This window comes from Arthrobacter koreensis, assembly GCF_035792275.1.
Lineage (GTDB): Bacteria > Actinomycetota > Actinomycetes > Actinomycetales > Micrococcaceae > Arthrobacter_B > Arthrobacter_B koreensis_A.
This window is the reverse complement of sequence record NZ_JAMWKK010000001.1, coordinates 30108-48611: the sequence shown is the minus strand read 5'-3', so window position 1 is coordinate 48611 and position 18504 is coordinate 30108. Positions and strand designations below refer to the sequence as shown.

Annotated in this window: 17 protein-coding genes and 1 riboswitch; of the genes, 14 read left to right on the top strand and 3 right to left on the bottom strand. The window is 66.4% G+C overall.

The window, feature by feature from the left end; genetic code table 11:
* Nucleotides 1–72: 72 nt before the first annotated feature.
* Nucleotides 73–1188, top strand: a complete 1116-nt coding sequence (locus tag NGB94_RS00225) for an alcohol dehydrogenase catalytic domain-containing protein (RefSeq protein ID WP_325788208.1) — start codon at nucleotides 73–75, stop codon at nucleotides 1186–1188.
* Nucleotides 1189–1305: 117 nt separating this feature from the next.
* Here NGB94_RS00225 and aceB read toward each other — a convergent pair whose 3' ends face one another.
* On the bottom strand, nucleotides 1306–2904 hold the full coding sequence (gene aceB, locus NGB94_RS00220) for a malate synthase A (protein WP_325788206.1): 1599 nt from the start codon (nucleotides 2902–2904) through the stop codon (nucleotides 1306–1308).
* A 378-nt stretch (nucleotides 2905–3282) separates the two neighbouring features.
* Between aceB and NGB94_RS00215 the strand changes: the two genes are divergently transcribed.
* The 6 genes from NGB94_RS00215 (at nucleotide 3283) to NGB94_RS00190 (ending at nucleotide 6629) form a co-directional block, all read left to right on the top strand.
* Nucleotides 3283–3801, top strand: a complete 519-nt coding sequence (locus NGB94_RS00215; protein WP_325788204.1) for an Asp23/Gls24 family envelope stress response protein — start codon at nucleotides 3283–3285, stop codon at nucleotides 3799–3801.
* Between the two features lie 65 nt (nucleotides 3802–3866).
* Nucleotides 3867–4046, top strand: a complete 180-nt coding sequence (locus tag NGB94_RS00210) for a hypothetical protein (RefSeq protein WP_325788203.1) — start codon at nucleotides 3867–3869, stop codon at nucleotides 4044–4046.
* Nucleotides 4043–4447, top strand: coding sequence for an Asp23/Gls24 family envelope stress response protein (locus NGB94_RS00205; protein WP_325788202.1), 405 nt, complete (start codon nucleotides 4043–4045; stop codon nucleotides 4445–4447). Before NGB94_RS00210 ends, NGB94_RS00205 begins: the two co-directional genes overlap by 4 nt.
* Nucleotides 4444–5031: a DUF6286 domain-containing protein gene (locus NGB94_RS00200; RefSeq protein ID WP_325788201.1), complete on the top strand. Its 588-nt coding sequence runs from the start codon at nucleotides 4444–4446 to the stop codon at nucleotides 5029–5031. The genes NGB94_RS00205 and NGB94_RS00200 overlap by 4 nt, the downstream gene beginning before the upstream one ends.
* A gap of 25 nt (nucleotides 5032–5056) precedes the next feature.
* Nucleotides 5057–5674 carry an alkaline shock response membrane anchor protein AmaP gene (locus tag NGB94_RS00195; protein ID WP_325788199.1) on the top strand — a complete coding sequence of 206 codons (618 nt, stop codon included), beginning with the start codon at nucleotides 5057–5059 and terminating at the stop codon, nucleotides 5672–5674.
* A gap of 100 nt (nucleotides 5675–5774) precedes the next feature.
* A complete protein-coding gene (locus NGB94_RS00190; RefSeq protein ID WP_325788197.1) occupies nucleotides 5775–6629 on the top strand; it encodes an MBL fold metallo-hydrolase in 855 nt (284 codons plus the stop codon).
* On the opposite strand, the gene cycA is transcribed toward NGB94_RS00190, so the two are convergent.
* The gene (cycA, locus tag NGB94_RS00185) at nucleotides 6616–8106 is read right to left on the bottom strand and encodes a D-serine/D-alanine/glycine transporter (RefSeq protein ID WP_325788196.1); all 1491 of its coding nucleotides are present in this window, start codon (nucleotides 8104–8106) and stop codon (nucleotides 6616–6618) included. The two genes, NGB94_RS00190 and cycA, sit on opposite strands and share 14 nt — an antisense overlap.
* 274 nt (nucleotides 8107–8380) lie before the next feature.
* Nucleotides 8381–8481: riboswitch (glycine riboswitch) on the top strand.
* A 146-nt stretch (nucleotides 8482–8627) separates the two neighbouring features.
* Between cycA and gcvP the strand changes: the two genes are divergently transcribed.
* From gcvP to NGB94_RS00150, 7 genes are all read left to right on the top strand, one after another.
* Complete coding sequence (gcvP, locus tag NGB94_RS00180; RefSeq protein ID WP_325788194.1) at nucleotides 8628–11465, top strand: aminomethyl-transferring glycine dehydrogenase; 2838 nt, start codon at nucleotides 8628–8630, stop codon at nucleotides 11463–11465.
* 13 nt (nucleotides 11466–11478) lie between these two features.
* On the top strand, nucleotides 11479–12600 hold the full coding sequence (gene gcvT, locus NGB94_RS00175) for a glycine cleavage system aminomethyltransferase GcvT (RefSeq protein WP_325788192.1): 1122 nt from the start codon (nucleotides 11479–11481) through the stop codon (nucleotides 12598–12600).
* Between the two features lie 265 nt (nucleotides 12601–12865).
* Nucleotides 12866–13243, top strand: a complete 378-nt coding sequence (gene gcvH / locus NGB94_RS00170; protein WP_325788190.1) for a glycine cleavage system protein GcvH — start codon at nucleotides 12866–12868, stop codon at nucleotides 13241–13243.
* Nucleotides 13240–14538 (top strand): serine hydroxymethyltransferase, encoded by a 1299-nt coding sequence (glyA, locus tag NGB94_RS00165; RefSeq protein WP_325788188.1) that lies wholly within the window; start codon nucleotides 13240–13242, stop codon nucleotides 14536–14538. The genes gcvH and glyA overlap by 4 nt, the downstream gene beginning before the upstream one ends.
* 24 nt (nucleotides 14539–14562) lie before the next feature.
* Complete coding sequence (locus NGB94_RS00160) at nucleotides 14563–15978, top strand: L-serine ammonia-lyase (protein ID WP_325788186.1); 1416 nt, start codon at nucleotides 14563–14565, stop codon at nucleotides 15976–15978.
* An 80-nt stretch (nucleotides 15979–16058) separates the two neighbouring features.
* Nucleotides 16059–16277: a hypothetical protein gene (locus NGB94_RS00155; RefSeq protein ID WP_325788184.1), complete on the top strand. Its 219-nt coding sequence runs from the start codon at nucleotides 16059–16061 to the stop codon at nucleotides 16275–16277.
* Nucleotides 16278–16279: 2 nt separating this feature from the next.
* A complete protein-coding gene (locus tag NGB94_RS00150; RefSeq protein ID WP_325788182.1) occupies nucleotides 16280–16702 on the top strand; it encodes a ChaB family protein in 423 nt (140 codons plus the stop codon).
* On the opposite strand, the gene NGB94_RS00145 is transcribed toward NGB94_RS00150, so the two are convergent.
* Nucleotides 16703–18445, bottom strand: a complete 1743-nt coding sequence (locus NGB94_RS00145; protein ID WP_325788180.1) for an amidohydrolase — start codon at nucleotides 18443–18445, stop codon at nucleotides 16703–16705.
* Nucleotides 18446–18504 lie beyond the last annotated feature (59 nt).

The window sequence follows — 18504 nt, the reverse complement described above, 5'->3', positions numbered from 1 at the left end:
GCCCCCCGCCATGCTGGAATGGGTCCCGACCCGCGCCGTCAGCGGCGCGAACCGCCGATTCAAAGGGGAATCATGAGTAGCCGCACCATACGGGGAGCCATTCTGGAACGCACCGGGGCCGAACGGCCCTACGCGGGCAGCCGGCCGCTGCGCGTGGCCGAACTCGAACTGGACCCGCCCGGCCCGGGCGAGGTGCTGGTCCGCATCGAGGCAGCAGGGGTATGCCATTCGGATCTCTCCGTGGTGAACGGCAGCCGGATCCGCCCGCTGCCCATGCTCCTTGGCCACGAGGCCGCCGGACGCATCGAGGAGCTGGGCGCGGACGTGCCGGGTCTCCGACCCGGCCAGCGGGTGGTGATGGCGTTCCTGCCGCGCTGCGGGGAATGCGCCGCCTGCCGCACCAACGGCAAGATGCCCTGCACTCCCGGCAGTGCTGCGAACAATGAAGGCACACTGCTTGGCGGCGGTATCCGGCTCAGCCGCAGCGGTGAGCCCGTGCTGCACCATCTGGGGGTTTCCGCTTTCGCGACCCACGCCGTCGTCAATTACCGCTCCGTCGTTGCCGTGGACGATGATGTGCCGCCTGCCGTTGCCGCCCTGCTCGGGTGTGCAGTGCTTACCGGTGCCGGGGCCGTGCTGAACGCTGCCCGTCCAGGCCCGGAGGAGGACGTCGCGGTGGTGGGGCTGGGCGGCGTGGGCATGGCCTCGCTGCTCGCCGCACGGGCCGCCGGGGCACGCAGTGTTATTGGCATCGATGCCCTGCCGGAGAAGCTGAAGCGTGCGCTGGAGCTGGGGGCGGACGCTGTATACACCCCCGAACAGGCCGCGGACGCCGGCATCCGCGCGGCACTGGCCGTGGAAGCGGCGGGCCATCCGCGCGCGTTTGAGACAGCAGTTGCACTCACCGCACCGGGCGGCACCACGGTCACCGTGGGACTGCCCGCCCCCGACCAGCGCGCTGAAATCACTCCGCTGACCCTTACCGCCGAGGCCCGGACCATCATCGGCAGCTACCTCGGTTCGGCCGTGCCGTCCCGGGACATTCCGGTGTACGCGGACCTCTGGCGCCAGGGAAAGCTGCCCGTGGAAGAACTGGTTTCCGCGGAGGTTGCCCTGGATGACATCAACGAGGCGATGGACACCCTGGCGGACGGGAAGGCCATCCGCCAGGTGATTCATTTCGACTGACCGGACTGGAAACGTGCCGGGTGGACCGGAACGGCGGCAACGAAACTCCTTCGCTCGCAGAGCTCGCTTTGGAGTATTAAAGCCGCCTAACCCGGCCCATCCGGCACGTCGCCGCGATTAGTCCAGGAGCTCGTAGGCCGGCAGGGTCAGGAACTCCGCGAAGTCTTCGGAGAGGCTGATCCGGCCGATCAGTTCACTTGCCGGGGCGTAGTAACGGTTGAACTTCTCCTCATCCACTTCGCCGCGCAGCCGCTCGGTCTCTTCCGTCAGCAGGCGCTTGACCAGGTCCTCGGTAACCGTCTCTCCGGTGTCCTCGAGCGTGACGCCGTTGCGGACCTGCTGCCACACCTGGGAGCGGGAGATCTCGGCCGTTGCCGCATCCTCCATCAGGTTGTGGATCGCCACCGCGCCGTTGCCCGAAAGCCAGACCGCGGTATAGGCCACCGCAACGTAGAGGTTGGAGCGCAGTCCGGCCTCGGTGATGGAACCCTCTGCGGTGGTCACGTCCAGGAGGTCCCGGGCGGTGACATTGACGTCCTCGCGCAGCTTGTCCACCTGGTTGGGCTGATCACCGAGCACGGAGTCGAAGACTTCACGGCAGGTGTCCACCATGTCAGGGTGGGCCACCCAGGATCCGTCAAAACCGTCGTTGGCTTCGCGGGATTTGTCCGCAGTGACCTTCTCAAACGCCTTGGCCGTGACCTCCGGCTCGCGGCGGTTGGGAATGAAGGCTGCCATCCCGCCCATGGCGAAGGCTCCGCGGCGGTGGCAGGTCTTGACCAGCAGCTCGGTGTAGGCGCGCATGAACGGTGCCGTCATGGCGACGTCGGCGCGGTCTGGAAGCAGGAAATCCTTGCCCGAGTCGCGGAACACCTTGATCATGCTGAAGAGGTAGTCCCAGCGGCCCGCGTTGAGACCCGCGGCGTGGTCGCGCAGTCCGTAGAGGATTTCCTCCATCTCGAAGGCGGCGGGGATGGTCTCGATCAGCACGGTGGCACGGACCGAGCCCTGCGGAACGCCCACATAGTCCTGCGCGAAGACAAAGACGTCGTTCCAGAGGCGTGCCTCCAGGTGGCTTTCCATCTTGGGCAGGTAGTAATAGGGGCCCTGGCCGTTCTCCAGGAGCTGCTTCGCGTTGTGGAAGAAGTGCAGGCCGAAGTCCACCAGTGCGCCGACGGCGGGTTCGCCGTCGATCAGAACATGCTTTTCCGGCAGGTGCCAGCCGCGCGGACGCATAACAACGACGGCGAGCGGTGCGTCGGTGCGCAGGGAGTATTCCTTGCCGTCGGGGGAGGTGTAGGACAGCTCCCCGCGGGCTGCGCGGTACAGGTTGTACTCGGCATCGACCACGTTGTGCCAGGTGGGGGTGGAGGCATCTTCAAGGTCCGCGAGCCACACCTTCGCACCCGAGTTCAGTGCGTTGATCGCCATCTTGGCGGGGGAGGCCGGTCCGGTCATTTCCACACGGCGGTCCATCAGCGCGGGCGGAGCCGGTGCAACGCTCCAGTCGCTTTGGCGGATATCCGCGGTCTCCGGCAGGAAATCCAGGGACTGGCCGGCAGCGACCGCTTCCCGGCGGGCGGTGCGCGCGGCGAGCAGGTCATTCCGGGTGGGGGCGAAGCGGTGGTGCAGTTCTTCGATGAACGCCAGCGCTTCCGGGGTCAGGATGGTCCCGGCGCCTTCGGCCGGGTTGGGGTCGGTTACTTCAATGGCCATGGTTTCTCCTCTCGCTTACCGGCCTGGTCGGTGCCGGACAGCGTCGTCGAAATGCAGCGTGCCCTGAACGTACGGGGCGAACTGCGGGGTGTAAACCCGCGGGCTTCAAGCAGTTCCGCCTCTTGGCCGCTCACGGTGCGAACGAGCTAAGAGTCTAAAATGAAAACTTATTTCCGTATCGTGAATATTATGGCCTCCTGCAGGGGAGAGCAAGGGAAGGCAGGAGGACCACCGCGGGCGGACCCGCAGGTTCCTCCGGAATTAGGGGTATCAGCCGGAGAAAAGTTCGGTGGGGACTGACGATCCTGCCCCGGTGCGCCCTTAATGGAAGGTACGGCGATCCCCCTCCGGGATCCCCCTCTTCAGGAGATGAGTGCAATGGCAGATTCCGCCAAGATTCCTGGACAATCCACCGCATCACCGGCGGTCACCGGGGAAAGCGCGGAGAGGGAGAGCGACCTCGCGCAGCACCGGCCGTCGGGGCCGCTGCACACTCCCCGCGGAGACACCACCATTGAAGAAAGCGTGGTGCAGAAGCTGGCGGGCATTGCTACCCGCGAAGTCCCGGGCGTCTACGCCATGGGAAATGCCGCCCGCCGTGCGTTCAGCGCGGTCACCGAGCGCATACCCGGGTCGCAGACGAACTACGGCAACGGTGTAAGCGTGGAGAAGGGCGAGCGTCAGGCAGCGGTCGACGTCAGCGTGATCGTTGAGTACGGGTACTCAATTGTTGAAGTCAGCCAGGCGATCCGCACCAACGTGATCCGCTCCGTGGAGAACGCCACCGGGCTGGAAGTCCTGGAGGTCAACGTGAACGTCACGGACGTCCACCTCCCCGACGATGACAGCGACGACGACAGCCAGCCGCAGAAGAAACCGTCCGGGCGGCTGGAGTAGGGCAGGCCCGGCGCCGTGCCGGGTCAACTTCCATAACGTACTAATACGTCCTAAGGAGAGCACCGATGAATGCAACAAGATGGTGCCTGATAGTTGGTTTGGTTTTGGGAATCGTGCTGGCGTTCGGGGGATGGTTCGCGTTCCTGGTGACCGTACTCTTTGGTTTGATCGGACTGCTGGTAGGACTGGTGGCTGACGGCAAACTGGACATGGCCGGTCTGTTTGGCCGTGCCGCGAGCCGATGACTACGACGGCGGCAGGCACCTCACGCCGCCCCCGGCGGGCCGTGGAGGACCGGGGCAGCACATCAATGTCCCGAAAGGTCCTGGAAAAGATCGCCAGCCAGGTGGCACTCGACGAAACCGAAGCCGGCGGAACCTCAGGCGGTTTTATGGGAATCGGAGCGCGCGCGGATTTTTCGGCCCGTCCTGAAGCGTCAGTGGAGCTGGCCGGGAACATTGCCAGTCTGCGCGTGAAAGTCGGCATGCCGTATCCGGTGCCGCTTCGCCAGGCCACGCATGAGCTGCGCGAACGGATCGCTGGGCGGGTCACTGAGCTGACGGGCGTGCAGGTCCGCCAGGTGGACATCACCTTGGCCTGGCTCCGGCCCCGCCCGGTCTCCTCCGGACGGCGGATCCTGCTGTGAGCGCCGAGTCGCCGCCGGTGGCCCTGCGCTCACGGCCCAGCCGCTCGGTTCCGGCAACCATCTGCGCCGTCGTGCTCCTGGCGCTGGGGGTTGCCGCCGTGGTGGCTGCCCTGCTCCGGCTTACTTCCGGAACCTGGCCGGAGGCGCTTACGGCACCGGTTCAGTGGCTGGCCGACTCGGCCTGGAACAGCCCCGGCGTCTGGGCGCTGGGAATCGCACTCGCGGCCGCAGGCCTGGTACTGCTGCTGGCCGGTATCCTGCCCGGCCGCTTCCACGACCTGCCGGTCAGAGTTCCCGGTACGGGAGATCCGGTGGCAGAGCAGGCGACGGCGGGAGAACCGTCCGCGGTGATGTCCCGCCGCGCCGTGGCGCAGCTGGCGGCCGCCACCTGCGAGCACATTGACGGGGTCTCCTCGGCGTCGGCCACGGCCACGGACCGTGATGTCCGGGTCACGGTAACGACGGCGCTGCATGACACCGGGGACCTGCAGCGGTGGGTCGGTGACGGGGTGCATTCGCGCCTGGAAGCCTCCGGCCTGGATCCGGTACCGCGGGTCCGGGTCACCATTCATTCACGGGACTGACCCGGCGTACGGGGAAGGACGCAGCATGAGACACCATGCAGGAGCCATGAACCGGACCTGGCTGATAATCCTTGGAATTGTGCTTCTCGCTGCAGGGGCGGCCTCGATCCTGTTTTCCGCCGGACTCATGAACTCCTGGTCCGGCGGAAACCTTGCCGGAGCGGAGGATCCCGTGCTGGCGGACGGTCCCGGCGCGCTGGACGCTGTGCCGGCTGCGGCGGTGCTGGTTGGCGGCATCATCCTGGGCCTGCTGGCGCTGTGGTGGATCCTGGCGGAAGTGCCGCGGAGGCGCGCCGCCACCAGCTACCGCCTTCACGAGGACCCCGCCCGCGGCATCACCCGGTGTGACCCGGCCGTGCTGGCGGCGGCCGTGGAAGACGACGCCGGGTCGCTGCCGGGGGTTGTGGACAGCACGGCACTGCTGCGCGGCACCGCGGAATCACCGGACCTGGCTCTGCGCCTGATCCTGAATGAGCGCGCCGATGTCCAGGAGGCGCTGCGTCAGGTCCGCACCGATGTGCTGGCCAATCTCAGCCGTGCGCTGGAGGTTCCCCTCCACACCGCCGGCATAGCGCTGGAAGTGAGCGCGCGTCCCGCCAAGGCAGGAAGCACGGTGGGATCCACGGGCACTGTCGTCTACTGAGTTGCCAAATCGTTACCCGCGGAGCCCCGGTGATCTTGCCCGAAACGGTGTTGCCCCACCTCCGGGCACGGTAGCCTAAACCGCACTTCGGCCTTTCCTGGTGACGGACGGGTATATGACCATGGTGCAGCACTACCGGGAGGCGCTGCCTCCGAACAACTATCCGATCTGTGTCACGTGCGGAACCCAGTACGGGGAACCCCGCGCGGACTGCCCGGTGTGCCTGGACGAGCGGCAGTACGTCCCGCTGTCCGGCCAGGCCTGGACCTCGCTCTCCCGGCTGCGTTCGGGTGCCCGTCGTGCCAGCGTCCATCCGCAGGGGCCGGGCGTGCTGGGAATCGGTTCCGAACCCAAGTTCGCCATTGGGCAGCGTGCCCTGCTGGTGAAGGCCACGGACGGGAACGTTCTCTGGGACTGCGTGCCCTATCTCGACGAGGAGCTCATCGATCTTGTCAATGCCGAAGGCGGCCTGACCGCCATCGCCATCAGCCACCCGCACTACTACGCCACCATGGTGGACTGGGCGCGCGAATTCGGTGTGCCGGTCTACCTGCACAGCGCCGACCGGGAGTGGGTGGGACGCAGCGACCCGGCCCTGCGGTTCTGGGACGGCGACCGCCTGGAACTGGCCGAAGGGCTGGTGCTCTACCGTCCCGGCATCCACTTTCCGGGCGGCACGGTGATGCACTGGGAAGACGACCCGGACGGACTCGGGGCCCTGTTCAGCGGAGACATCATCCAGGTGATCCCCGACTTCAGCCACGTTGCCTTTATGTACAGCTATCCCAACCTGATTCCGGAACGCCCGGACGTGGTGGAAGCGGCGGCCGAACTGCTGGCACCGCTCTCCTACGAGCGCCTGTACGGGGCGTGGTGGGACTACATCCTGCCCCGCGGGGCAGACCGGATCGTGCAGGATTCGGCCCGCCGCTACCTCAAATTCACGCGCGGCTGAGCTGCTTCACGGCCTTCCGCTCGGCCTCTGCCATGGCCTTGTACTCGGCTACCCGTGCCTGGTGCAGCGGCGTGCGGCGCAGCATTGCGTAGGCGCCGCCCAGCAGGGCGAACCAGATGGGTGTGACGAGCAGTGCCATCAGGGTGTCCGGCTGGGTGGTCAGCGCCCAGACGATGAACACGAAGAACGCCAGCACCACGTAGACCATCACCCGGCCGCCGGGCAGCTTGAACTTCGATTCCCGGTGCAGCTGCGGACGGCGGCGCCGGTACGTGAGGTAGCTGAACAGGATGATGGTCCACACGAACATAAAGCAGAGCGCCGAAATGGTGGTGACCAGGGTAAACGCTTCGCTCACCGAGTCGCCGGCGTAGAGCAGCACCACGCCGGCGAGCAGGAACGTGCAGGAGAAGAACAGGGCGTTGCGGGGAACCTGGCGGCGGGACAGCCGGCCGAACGCCTGGGGGGCATCGCCGTCGTGCGCCAGGCCAAACACCATCCGCGAGGTGGAGTAGATGCCCGAGTTCGCGGACGAGGCAGCGGAAGTCAGCACCACGAAATTGACGACGGCGGCCGCAATGCCCAGTCCGGCCAGGGCGAACATGCCCACAAACGGACTTTCCTCCGCATTGAACCGTGTCCAGGGAATCACGGCCATCAGCACCACCAGGGCGCCTACGTAGAAGAGCATGATGCGCAGGGGAATGGAGTTGATGGCCTTGGGCAGGTTTTTCTCCGGGTCCTTGGTTTCCGCGGCGGCGGTGCCTACCAGTTCAATGCCGACAAACGCGAAGACGGCAATCTGGAAACCGGCCACGAAGCCCATCGGGCCGGTGGGGAAGAAGCCCCCGTTTTCCCACAGGTTCTCGAACCCGGCGGTGGCGCCGTTGCCCGAATCGAAGCGGGTGAGGATCAGGACCAGGCCCACCACGATCAGCGTCAGGATGGCGATGATCTTGATCAGGGCGAACCAGAACTCGGTCTCGCCGAAGGCCTTCACGGAGGGCAGGTTCAGCGCCACCAGCAGCACGATGCAGGCCAGTGCCGGAATCCAGAGCGGAATCTCAGCCCACCAGAAGGTGACGTAGTGGGCGATTGCCACTACGTCGGCAATGCCCGTGACCACCCAGCAGAACCAGTAGGTCCAGCCGGTGAAGAAACCGGCCCAGGGGCCCAGCAGGTCCGCGGCGAAGTCGCTGAAGGATTTGTAGCGCAGGTTGGAAAGCAGCAGCTCGCCCATCGCCCGCATCACGAAGTACAGCATGAAGCCGATGATCATGTAGACGAAGATGACTGAGGGGCCGGCCACGGAAATGGTCTTTCCCGAACCCATAAAGAGGCCGGTGCCGATCGCTCCGCCGATGGCGAGGAGCTGGATGTGGCGGCTGGACATCGAACGCGCGAGGCCCGGGTCCTTGGAACTTGTTACCGCAGCTGGATTGTCCGTGGCTGAGGCGGGGATGGAGCTACCTGGCATGGGGTTCTTTCTCGTTGGCGCCGAGTCAGCACGCCGCCGCCAAGACACGCTGCCGACACCAATATGCGCAGATATTCAATGAAGCCTCATGAACTGTGGCGTGACCGCCGATTGTTTCAGTTTCTGCAGACCCCGCGGCCATGTCAATTTGGGGTACGGTCCCCAGGGCATCCGCCGCCGCCCCGCGGCTGCTCCATGCGGTCCGCGTCATACCTTGAAGGGGGCTCCCGGTCGGGCTAAAGTCAGGGTGCAGCCACAATTGAATATGCCTTTACCAGCCGTGGCGGGAGAGTCCCGCGCATCGATGAAGACGCGGGCGCCGTAGGAGCAAACCCTCCCCGGGAATCTCTCAGGCCCCTGTACCGCCATGGCGAGGCAACTCTGGAAAGCAGGACCGGCGTGCCGGTTCCTCACCGACGGTGCAAGCGGATCACACCCGCGGAATCTCTCAGGTCCAATACAGAGCGGGGAGGAGCCAGTCGTCGTATCGGCGTACCCTCGCCCGCCTCTTGGAGCTCCTTATGACAGCAGTCCCGTCCACCGCAGCCTTCGTTGACCGCCATATTGGCGCGCGCGCAACCGAAACCGACGCCATGCTCAAGGCCGTCGGCTATGACACTCTGGAAAACCTGGTGGACGCTGCCGTCCCCGCCGCCATCCGCCAGGATGCCCCGCTGGTGCTCAGTGCACCCCGCAGCGAACAGGAAGCCGTCGCCGAACTGCGCCGCATCGCTGCGAAGAACAAGACTGCCGTGCAGATGATCGGCCAGGGTTACTTCGATACCCACACCCCGCCGGTGATCCTGCGCAACGTCGTGGAAGATCCCGCCTGGTACACCGCCTACACCCCGTACCAGCCGGAAATCTCCCAGGGCCGGCTCGAAGCGCTGCTGAACTTCCAGACCATGGTCCAGGACCTCACGGCACTGCCCGTGGCCAACGCTTCGCTGCTCGATGAAGCCACGGCCGTCGCCGAAGCAGTCCTGCTGATGCGCCGCTCCAACAAGGCCAAGTCCGAGGGCAAGATCGTGCTCGACGCCGATGCGCTGCCCCAGACGATCGCGATCGTCCGCGGCCGCGCCCAGGCCCTGGGGTTCGACGTCGAGGTGGCTGACCTGGCCGCCGGCCTGCCCGACGGCGAGATCACCGGCGTCGTGCTCCAGCAGCCCGGCGTCTCCGGTGCCGTCCGGGACCTCTCCGGGATCATCGCAGAGGCCAAGGAACGCGGCGCGCTGGTGACCGTGGCTGCCGACCTGCTGGCCCTGACCCTGCTGACCCCTCCCGGTGAGCAGGGCGCGGATATCGCCGTCGGCTCCGTGCAGCGCTTTGGTGTTCCGCTGTTCTTCGGCGGCCCGCACGCCGCCTACATGGCTGTGCGCAAGGGACTGGAGCGCTCGCTCCCCGGCCGCCTGGTCGGCGTGTCCAAGGACTCCGCCGGCACACCTGCCTACCGCCTGGCACTGCAGACCCGCGAGCAGCACATCCGCCGCGAGAAGGCGACGTCCAACATCTGCACCGCCCAGGCACTGCTGGCCATCGTTGCCTCGATGTATGCCGTCTACCACGGCCCCGAAGGCCTGAAAGCGATCGCGCTGCGCGCCAACGGCCATGCCCGCGCGCTGGCCGCGGCTCTCTCGAACGCCGGAATCGAGCTGGTTTCGGACATCTTCTTCGACACCGTCACCGCCCGCGTTCCCGGCCGCGCCGCCGAGGTGGTGGCCGCCGCCGAGGCCAAGGGCATCAACCTGCGCCTGGTTGACGCGGACACCGTGGGTGTTTCCGCTGATGAAACAACTACTGACGCCGTGATTGCTGACGTCGCCGCCGCCTTCGGCGCGAAGCCGGTTGCCGAGCCTGCCGGGTTCGAACTGCCCGCTGAGCTGCTGCGCACCTCTGATTACATGACTCATCCGGTGTTCTCCTCCTACCGCTCCGAGACCCAGATGCTGCGTTACCTGCGCCGCCTCTCGGACCGGGACCTGGCCCTGGACCGCACCATGATCCCGCTGGGCTCCTGCACCATGAAGCTCAACGCCACGGCCGAGATGCAGGCCATGACCTGGCCGGAATTCGCCTCCATCCACCCGTTCGCCCCGGATTCCCAGACCGAGGGCTGGCGTGAACTGATCTCCGACCTGGAAGCACAGCTGGCCACCATCACCGGGTACGACCAGGTTTCCATCCAGCCCAACGCCGGCTCCCAGGGCGAACTCGCCGGCCTGCTGGCGATCCGCGGCTACCACCACTCCCGCGGCGACGAGCAGCGCAACATTTGCCTGATCCCTGCCTCGGCGCACGGTACCAACGCGGCTTCCGCCGTGCTGGCCGGCATGAAGGTCGTCGTTGTTGGCACCGCCGGCGACGGCGCGATCGACCACGCAGACCTGCGCGCCAAGATCGACGCGCACCGCGAGAACCTCGCCGCCATCATGATCACGTACCCCTCCACCCACGGCGTGTACGACGACGACGTCCGCGACGTCTGCGAAGCCGTGCACGAGGCAGGCGGCCAGGTCTACATCGACGGCGCCAACCTCAATGCCCTGGTGGGCCTGGCCCAGCCCGGTGAGTTCGGCGGCGACGTCTCCCACCTGAACCTGCACAAGACTTTCTGCATCCCGCACGGCGGCGGCGGCCCCGGCGTCGGACCGGTTGCAGCCAAGGCGCACCTGGCGCCGTTTATGCCCGGCAATGCCGCAGCCTGGGACGGCGGGGACGACATCCCGATCTCTGCTTCCCGCTTCGGCTCGGCCGGCGTGCTGCCAATCTCCTGGGCCTACGTCCGGCTGATGGGCGGCGAAGGCCTCACCGCCGCGACCAAGAGCGCCCTGCTGGCCGCGAACTACGTGGCAGCGCGGCTGAACGACTACTTCCCGGTGCTCTACACGGGCAAGGGCGGCCTGGTGGCGCACGAGTGCATCCTGGACCTGCGCGAGCTGACCGCCAAGACCGGCGTCACCGCCGAGGACGTGGCCAAGCGGCTGGTGGACTACGGCTTCCACGCCCCGACCCTGTCCTTCCCGGTGGCGGGCACCCTGATGGTGGAGCCCACCGAGTCCGAGGACCAGGGCGAGATTGACCGGTTCATCGACGCGATGATCGCCATCCGCGGCGAGATCGACCAGGTGGCTGCCGGGGACTTCTCCGTGGAGGAAAGCCCCCTGCGCAACGCACCGCACACCGCCGCCGTCGCCGCCGGCAACGAATGGAACCGTCCGTACCCGCGCGAACAGGCCGTCTTCCCGCTGAAGAGCCTGCGCATGGACAAGTACTTCCCGCCGGTGGGCCGCATTGACGGCGCCGCGGGAGACCGCAACCTGGTGTGCTCCTGCCCGCCGATCGAAGACTTCGAAAACTAAGGGGACAGCCGCAATGACTGAGCAGTACACCGCACTGTACGAGGAGCACAAACGCCTGGGTGCCTCCTTCACCGACTTCGGCGGCTGGCAGATGCCGCTGAAGTACAGCTCCGAGCTGGCCGAGCATCACGCCGTGCGCAAGGCAGCCGGCCTGTTCGACCTCTCCCACATGGGCGAAGTCGAGGTCACCGGGCCGCAGGCTGCCGCGTTCCTGGACTACGCGCTGACCGGCAAGCTCTCCGCCGTGGCCGTCGGCCGGGCCAAGTACTCGCTGATCACCAATGCCGAGGGCGGGATCATCGACGACCTGATCAGCTACCGGCTGGATGAGGAGTCCTACCTGGTGGTCCCCAACGCCGGCAACGCCGCCGCAGTGGCAGCCGAGCTGGCTGCGCGGGCGGAAGGGTTCGACGTCGTTGTGGAGGACAAGACGGCGGACACCTCCCTGGTGGCCGTGCAGGGTCCTGAGGCCGAGGCAATCCTGCTGGAACTGGTGCCCGCCGGCCAGCGGGATCTGGTTACCGGCATGAAGTACTACGCTGCGGCGCGTGTTGAGCTGACCGTGGGGGGCAGCTCGCATTCGCTCCTGGTGGCCCGCACCGGCTACACCGGCGAAGACGGCTTCGAGATCTACGTGCCGAATGACGACGCCGCTGCCCTCTGGCAGGCACTGCTCGCCGCCGGTGAAGGCCGCGGACTGGTACCGGCCGGACTGGCCTGCCGCGATTCGCTGCGCCTGGAGGCCGGCATGCCGCTGTACGGCAACGAGCTCTCCCTCGACGTGGATCCGTACGCAGCCGGACTGGGCGGCGTTGTCGCACTTTCCAAGGAGGGCGACTTTGTGGGCCGCGAAGCCCTCACCGCCAGGAAGGAACAGGGTCCGTCCCGCAAGCTGGTGGGCCTGAAGGGCTCCGGCCGGCGGTCCGCCCGTTCCCACTACCCGGTCCTCAAGGACGGGAACACCATCGGTGAAGTCACCTCCGGCGCTCCCAGCCCCACCCTCGGCTACCCGGTTGCCCTGGCCTACGTCGATGCCGCCTACGCTGAACCCGGCACCGAGCTCGACGTCGACCTCCGCGGCAAGCCTGAACCCTTCACAGTCGTCTCCCTCCCGTTCTACAAGCGGGGCAAGTAACTCGCACCTCCCGCCGAGAGGCCAGTTACGGCTCTTCTGAGCCCTGAAACGAGCCGTAACTGGCCTCTCGATGGGGGCAGCAGCATTTTTCTGGAATTACGGGCACCAGTTTGGGCCAAACCCGGCGGGGGCGGAGCGTTTCGCGTAGCCCCGCATCGCCGAGCGAGGAACGAGCGAGGTGTCTAAGGGGCGGCGAAGCGCTTCGCCTCCGCCGCCCGATCTACACTCGAACCAACGACTCCAAGCTCCCGAAAGGCACATCCCAATGAGCAAAGTTGATCCGTCCCTGCGCTACTCCGCCGAACACGAGTGGGTAGACGCTTCCAGCCCCGTGAAGGTCGGCATCTCGGCCGTCGCCGCTGACGCCCTGGGCGACGTTGTGTACGTCGACCTTCCCGCCGTCGGCGATTCCGTCACTGCAGGCGAGACCTGCGGCGAGGTTGAATCCACCAAGTCCGTCTCGGACCTGTACGCCCCGGTTTCCGGCACCATCGTGGAGATCAACCAGGAAGCCGTGGACAACCCGGCCATCCTGAACGAAGACCCGTACGGCGCCGGCTGGCTGTTCACCGTTGAGGTCACGGAGGAGGGTGAGCTGCTGAGCGCTGCCGACTACGCAGAGAAGAACGGCGGCGAGCTGTGACCGATTTCCTGAACTCCCACCTCGCGGAGATCGATCCCGAGGTTGCCGAGCAGATCGACAACGAGCGGCGCCGCCAGCAGGACGGCCTGGAGATGATCGCCTCGGAGAACCACACCGCGGTGGCCATCATGGAGGCCCAGGGCTCCGTGCTGACCAACAAGTACGCCGAGGGCTACCCCGGACGCCGCTACTACGGCGGCTGCGAGTTCGTGGATGTCATTGAGCAGCTGGCAATCGACCGCGCCAAGGCACTGTTCGGTGCGGACTTCGCCAACGTGCAGCCGCACTCCGGTGCGCAGGCCAACGCCTCGGTCATGCACGCGCTGATCCGTCCGGGTGACACCGTGCTGGGGCTTTCCCTGGCCGACGGCGGCCACCTGACGCACGGCATGAAGATCAACTTCTCCGGCCGGCTCTACAACATCGTTCCCTACGGCGTGGACGAAACCACCCACACCGTGAACATGGACGACGTCGCGCGCCTGGCCCGGGAGCACAAGCCGAAGCTGATCGTCGCCGGCTGGTCCGCGTACGCCCGCCAGCTGGACTTCGAGGCGTTCCGCGCGATCGCCGACGAGGTGGGTGCCTACCTCATGGTGGACATGGCGCACTTCGCCGGACTGGTCGCGGCCGGACTGCACCCCAGCCCGGTTCCGCACGCCCACGTGGTGACCTCCACGACGCACAAGACCCTGGCGGGTCCGCGCGGCGGCATCATCCTCTCCAACGACGCAGACATCGCCAAGAAGATCAACTCCGCGGTGTTCCCCGGCCAGCAGGGCGGGCCTCTTGAGCACGTGATCGCCGGCAAGGCGACCGCCCTGAAGATCGCAGCCACGCCCGAGTTCCGCGAACGCCAGGAACGCACCCTGGCCGGTTCACGGATCCTCGCCGAGCGGCTGCTCTCCGACGACGTCGCCGCCAAGGGAATCTCCGTGGTTTCCGGAGGCACCGACGTGCACCTGGTCCTGGTGGACCTGCGCAACGCGGAACTGGACGGCCAGCAGGCCGAGGACCGCTTGGCGCAGATCGACATCACGGTCAACCGCAACGCCGTGCCGTTCGATCCGCGGCCTCCGATGGTCACCTCGGGTCTTCGCATCGGCACCCCGGCACTGGCCACCCGCGGCTTCGGCGAGGAGGCGTTCCGGGAAGTCGCTGACATCATCGCCCTGGCCCTCATTGCCGACGGCAAGGATCTCAGCGCACTCAAGGACCGCGTCCACGCCCTGGCCGCGGCCCACCCGCTCTACCCGCAGGTCGCCGACCTGGCCGGAGCACCCGCCCGCGCCTGAGACGCGCGAACCAAAGGACACCGCATGGCTGTAGGAGTATTCGACCTCTTCACCGTAGGCATCGGCCCCTCTAGCTCCCACACCGTGGGGCCGATGCGGGCAGGCGCGGCCTTCGCCGCGGAGCTCGCCGACGCCGGTGTCCTTGCCTCCGTGGCCGGTCTCCGCGTGGACCTTTACGGGTCCCTCGCGGCGACCGGCCGCGGGCACGGCACGTTTCCTGCCGTCCTGCTGGGACTTGAAGGCTTCGCCCCGGAAGAGATCCTCCCGGACCAGATGGAGGACCGGCTCGCGGAGATCGAAGCCAGCGGCAAGATCGAGCTGGGCAGCCAGCTGAAGCCCGGCACCGGCGTCGTCCTTGAATACGGGATCGCGGACATGGTGCTGCACCCGCTCACTGTCCTTCCCCGCCATACCAACGGCATCCGTTTCGCCGTCAGCGGCGCGGACGGCCAGGTGCTTCGTGAAGCCACGTTCTTCAGTGTGGGCGGCGGGTTCATAGTGCGCGACGGCGAAGAGGAGACTGCCGCCGTCGAGCTCGAGGCGTCCAAACAGTCCCTGCCGTATCCCTTCCGCACCGCAGTCCAGCTGCTGGAACACTGCACCTCCAACGCGCTGTCCATCAGCCAGGTGATGCTGGCGAACGAGCTGGTGTCCCGTTCCGAGGAGGAAATCCGCGCCGGCCTGCTGCACATCCGCGACGTGATGGACCAGTGCAAGGATTCAGCCATCTCCCGCTCCGGCCTGCTGCCCGGCGGGCTGAAAGTGCGCCGGCGGGCACCCCAGTGGCATACCCGGCTGCGTGAAGAGGACCCGAACCGGGACCCGCGGTTCTGGCAGGAATGGGTGAACCTCGTAGCGCTGGCCGTGAACGAGGAAAACGCGTCCGGCGGCCGCGTGGTCACTGCGCCGACCAACGGTGCAGCCGGCATCATCCCCGCTGTGCTCTTCTACGCCACCCATTACGGCCCCGGCATGGACACGGCCACCCCGGAGCAGAAGGACGACGCCGTAGTGCGTTTCCTGCTTGCCGCCGGAGCGATCGGGGTGCTTTACAAGGAGCAGGCCTCGATTTCCGGTGCGGAGGTGGGCTGCCAGGGCGAGGTGGGATCGGCGTCGTCCATGGCCGCCGCAGGCCTGGCCGAAATCCTGGGCGGCTCGCCCGAACAGGTGGAAAACGCCGCGGAAATCGCGATGGAACACAACCTGGGGCTCACCTGCGATCCGATCGGCGGGCTGGTGCAGGTCCCGTGCATCGAGCGGAACGCCATTGGCGCCGGCAAAGCGGTCAACGCCGCCAAGATGGCCCTGTGGGGCGACGGCGAGCACCGGGTGTCGCTGGACGAGGTCATTGTGACCATGCGGGAAACCGGACGGGACATGAGTTCGAAGTACAAGGAAACCGCCATGGGCGGCCTCGCCGTGAACGTCGTGGAGTGTTGAGTTCAGCGGGTTGAGGCGCACCCTCCCGGATGGTAGACAGTAAGGACGCTTAGTAAGTCGCCGACCGGAGGGAACGCATCATGGCCGAACGCGGAAACAGCACCCACGGGCGCCGCATGGATGAGGAAATGAAGCACGAAACGCAGAACCTCACCCGCAACGCAGCCCCGGACCATGCGCAGGAATGGCGCCAGCCCGAACCGATGGCGGATGACACGGACAGTGCCGAAGTCCAGGACGTTATGGGGGCGGTTCAGGAGACGGAAGCCTCCACGCTCCAGCCGGAGGGGGATGACTGAGAATGCCGAAGACAACCAAGACCGGCAAGGTGAAAAAGAGTGAGTTGCCCTCGACACTTCAGCGCTCAGAAAAGAAGGCACGGAAAACCTTCGCAAAGACCTACGACTCAGCCCTGAAGGAATACGGCGACGAGCAGCGCGCCGCCCAGACGGCCTATGCGTCACTGAAGCACACCTATGAAAAGGTCGGCGACCACTGGGAACCCAAGGAATCCAAGGGACCCTCGGACAAGAGGGCTGAAGAGGGCAGGCGCTCCAAGGCGAAGACCGCCGGGGGAGTGGATGCCAATGCCTCCAAGGATCACCTGTACGACGTGGCGTCCAGGCTGGACATTACCGGCCGGTCCAAAATGACCAAGGACCAGCTGGTTGAGGCCATCCAGAAGGCCAACGACAAGGAAACCCGCGACTCCCGGGGATCCTAGTCAGCGGCCGTCGTAAACGACGCGCCCTGAGAGAAACGTAAGCACATTCCGGGTCTCACAGATTTGGTCCGAATGTCCGGCCGACACCGCGTCAAAGGGGTTTCGGTCCGCAACGGCCAGATCCGCCACCGCTCCTGCCTCGATTCGCCCGCGACCGGAGTCCAGATGCAGCTGCCAGGCTGATCCCGCCGTATAGGCCGCAAGGGCTGATGCCAGTTCCAGAGCCTCCCGGGGCTCGAGCGGAGCATTCTGCGCCACGGCAGCGTCCAGGACCTGCGGGTATGTGCGGTTGACCGCAACGTGGATTGCCTGCCACGGGTCGGGGGTTGAAACGGGCCAGTCGGAGCCCGTGCACAGCCGGCCGCCGGCCGCCTCGATGGACCGGAACGGGTACTGCCAGGAAGCCCGCTCGGTGCCAAGAAGGGGAACTGTCTGATCTGCCATCTGGGCGTCGTTGCATGCCCAGAGTGCCTGCAGGTTGGCCGTGGTGCCGGTCTGCCCAAAACGCGGCACATCCTCCGGGTGAACAATCTGCAGGTGCGCGAGATGATGCCTGGCCGCCGACTCAGGATTTGCCGCACGCACTGCGGCAACGGTGTCCAGCGCCCAGCGGACTGCACGGTCCCCGATCGCGTGGAAGTGCAGGTCGAAGCCGGCTGCATCCAGTGCCACGCCGACCGCCAGCAGCACTTCCCGTCCAAGGTAGGCAAGGCCGCGGCCATCGGGCCCGGCGTTGCTGGATCCGCCGGTCAGCCGCTCGCACTCGCAGTACTTTTCCAGCATCGCCGCGGTCCGGTTCTCCGGAACCCCATCCACCATGAGTTTCGCAGCGCGGGTAACAAACCCCGCGGCCTCATTTTCCTTGCGGCGGAGAACGAACTGCTCGACCAGCTCCGGGACGGTCTCCACCGTAAGGTCACGGGGCACCCAGAGCGCTCCCGTTGCCGTCTCCGGAACCAGGTCGAGTTCCCGGAGTTCCCGGTATGCCGCGGACGCATCGGGGTAGCCGGCGTAATCTCCGAGGATGGCCTCCTGCCACCCGGTGACGCCCACCGAGTGCAAGTACTCTCCGCCGACCAGGAGCCCCTCGGCCAGTTGCCGGGTGCTGAACTCGGGCAGATGCCGGCCTACGAGGTCCATGGCACCTTCGTGCAGAATACCCAGCGGCGTACCGTCAGGGAGGCGGTCGATGACGCCGTCCTCCGGATCGGGGGTGGACGCCGTTACCCCTGCCAGCCGCAGGGCAGCCGTGTTGACCCAGGCTGAATGGTGGTCGGCATTGATGAGATAGGCCGGCCGTTCGCCGGTGACGGCGTCAAGGATTTCTGCCGTGGCCGCCCCCGGCGGGAAGTTGCCCTTGTACCACCCGGCCCCGATGATCCAGTCGGCGGGATGCTCTGCGCCGGTCCGCGAATCTGCGTACTGCTTGATGGTGCCCAAGGTATCTTCTGCGGTCTCAGCCTGCGTGAGGTCGCATGCATTGCGTTCCACTCCGCCCATGACGGCGTGGACGTGGGCATCAACGAAACCCGGGGTCACCAGTCCGCCCTGAAGGTCGATTTCCTCAGCGTCCAGCAGCCGGGCCTGCGGACGGAGCTCGGCGTCAGTTCCTACGGCAAGGATTTTTTCCCCGCTGATGAGCACCGCGGTTGCGTCGATGCTGAGTTCTGTTCCTGAAAACACCGCCCCGGAATGCAGCAGAATGGCGCGTCCGGTGGGTTCAGTCGGGGTGCGGAAAGTCATGGAATTGATTTGAAGTCATAAACAAGTAATTTGTCAACACCGTTGACTATAGGTTTTCC

Bases quoted from the DNA above. Each gene is read 5' to 3' on its own strand.
- gcvT (WP_325788192.1), top strand. From the start codon at position 11,479: ATGACTGAGCAGTACACCGCACTGTACGAGGAGCACAAACGCCTGGGT.
- NGB94_RS00155 (WP_325788184.1), top strand. From the start codon at position 16,059: ATGGCCGAACGCGGAAACAGCACCCACGGGCGCCGCATGGATGAGGAA.
- aceB (WP_325788206.1), bottom strand. From the start codon at position 2,904: ATGGCCATTGAAGTAACCGACCCCAACCCGGCCGAAGGCGCCGGGACC.
- NGB94_RS00195 (WP_325788199.1), top strand. From the start codon at position 5,057: ATGAGACACCATGCAGGAGCCATGAACCGGACCTGGCTGATAATCCTT.
- NGB94_RS00145 (WP_325788180.1), bottom strand. From the start codon at position 18,445: ATGACTTTCCGCACCCCGACTGAACCCACCGGACGCGCCATTCTGCTG.
- NGB94_RS00225 (WP_325788208.1), top strand. From the start codon at position 73: ATGAGTAGCCGCACCATACGGGGAGCCATTCTGGAACGCACCGGGGCC.
- gcvH (WP_325788190.1), top strand. From the start codon at position 12,866: ATGAGCAAAGTTGATCCGTCCCTGCGCTACTCCGCCGAACACGAGTGG.
- NGB94_RS00160 (WP_325788186.1), top strand. From the start codon at position 14,563: ATGGCTGTAGGAGTATTCGACCTCTTCACCGTAGGCATCGGCCCCTCT.
- NGB94_RS00210 (WP_325788203.1), top strand. From the start codon at position 3,867: ATGAATGCAACAAGATGGTGCCTGATAGTTGGTTTGGTTTTGGGAATC.
- NGB94_RS00150 (WP_325788182.1), top strand. From the start codon at position 16,280: ATGCCGAAGACAACCAAGACCGGCAAGGTGAAAAAGAGTGAGTTGCCC.
- cycA (WP_325788196.1), bottom strand. From the start codon at position 8,106: ATGCCAGGTAGCTCCATCCCCGCCTCAGCCACGGACAATCCAGCTGCG.
- gcvP (WP_325788194.1), top strand. From the start codon at position 8,628: ATGACAGCAGTCCCGTCCACCGCAGCCTTCGTTGACCGCCATATTGGC.
- NGB94_RS00205 (WP_325788202.1), top strand. From the start codon at position 4,043: ATGACTACGACGGCGGCAGGCACCTCACGCCGCCCCCGGCGGGCCGTG.
- NGB94_RS00215 (WP_325788204.1), top strand. From the start codon at position 3,283: ATGGCAGATTCCGCCAAGATTCCTGGACAATCCACCGCATCACCGGCG.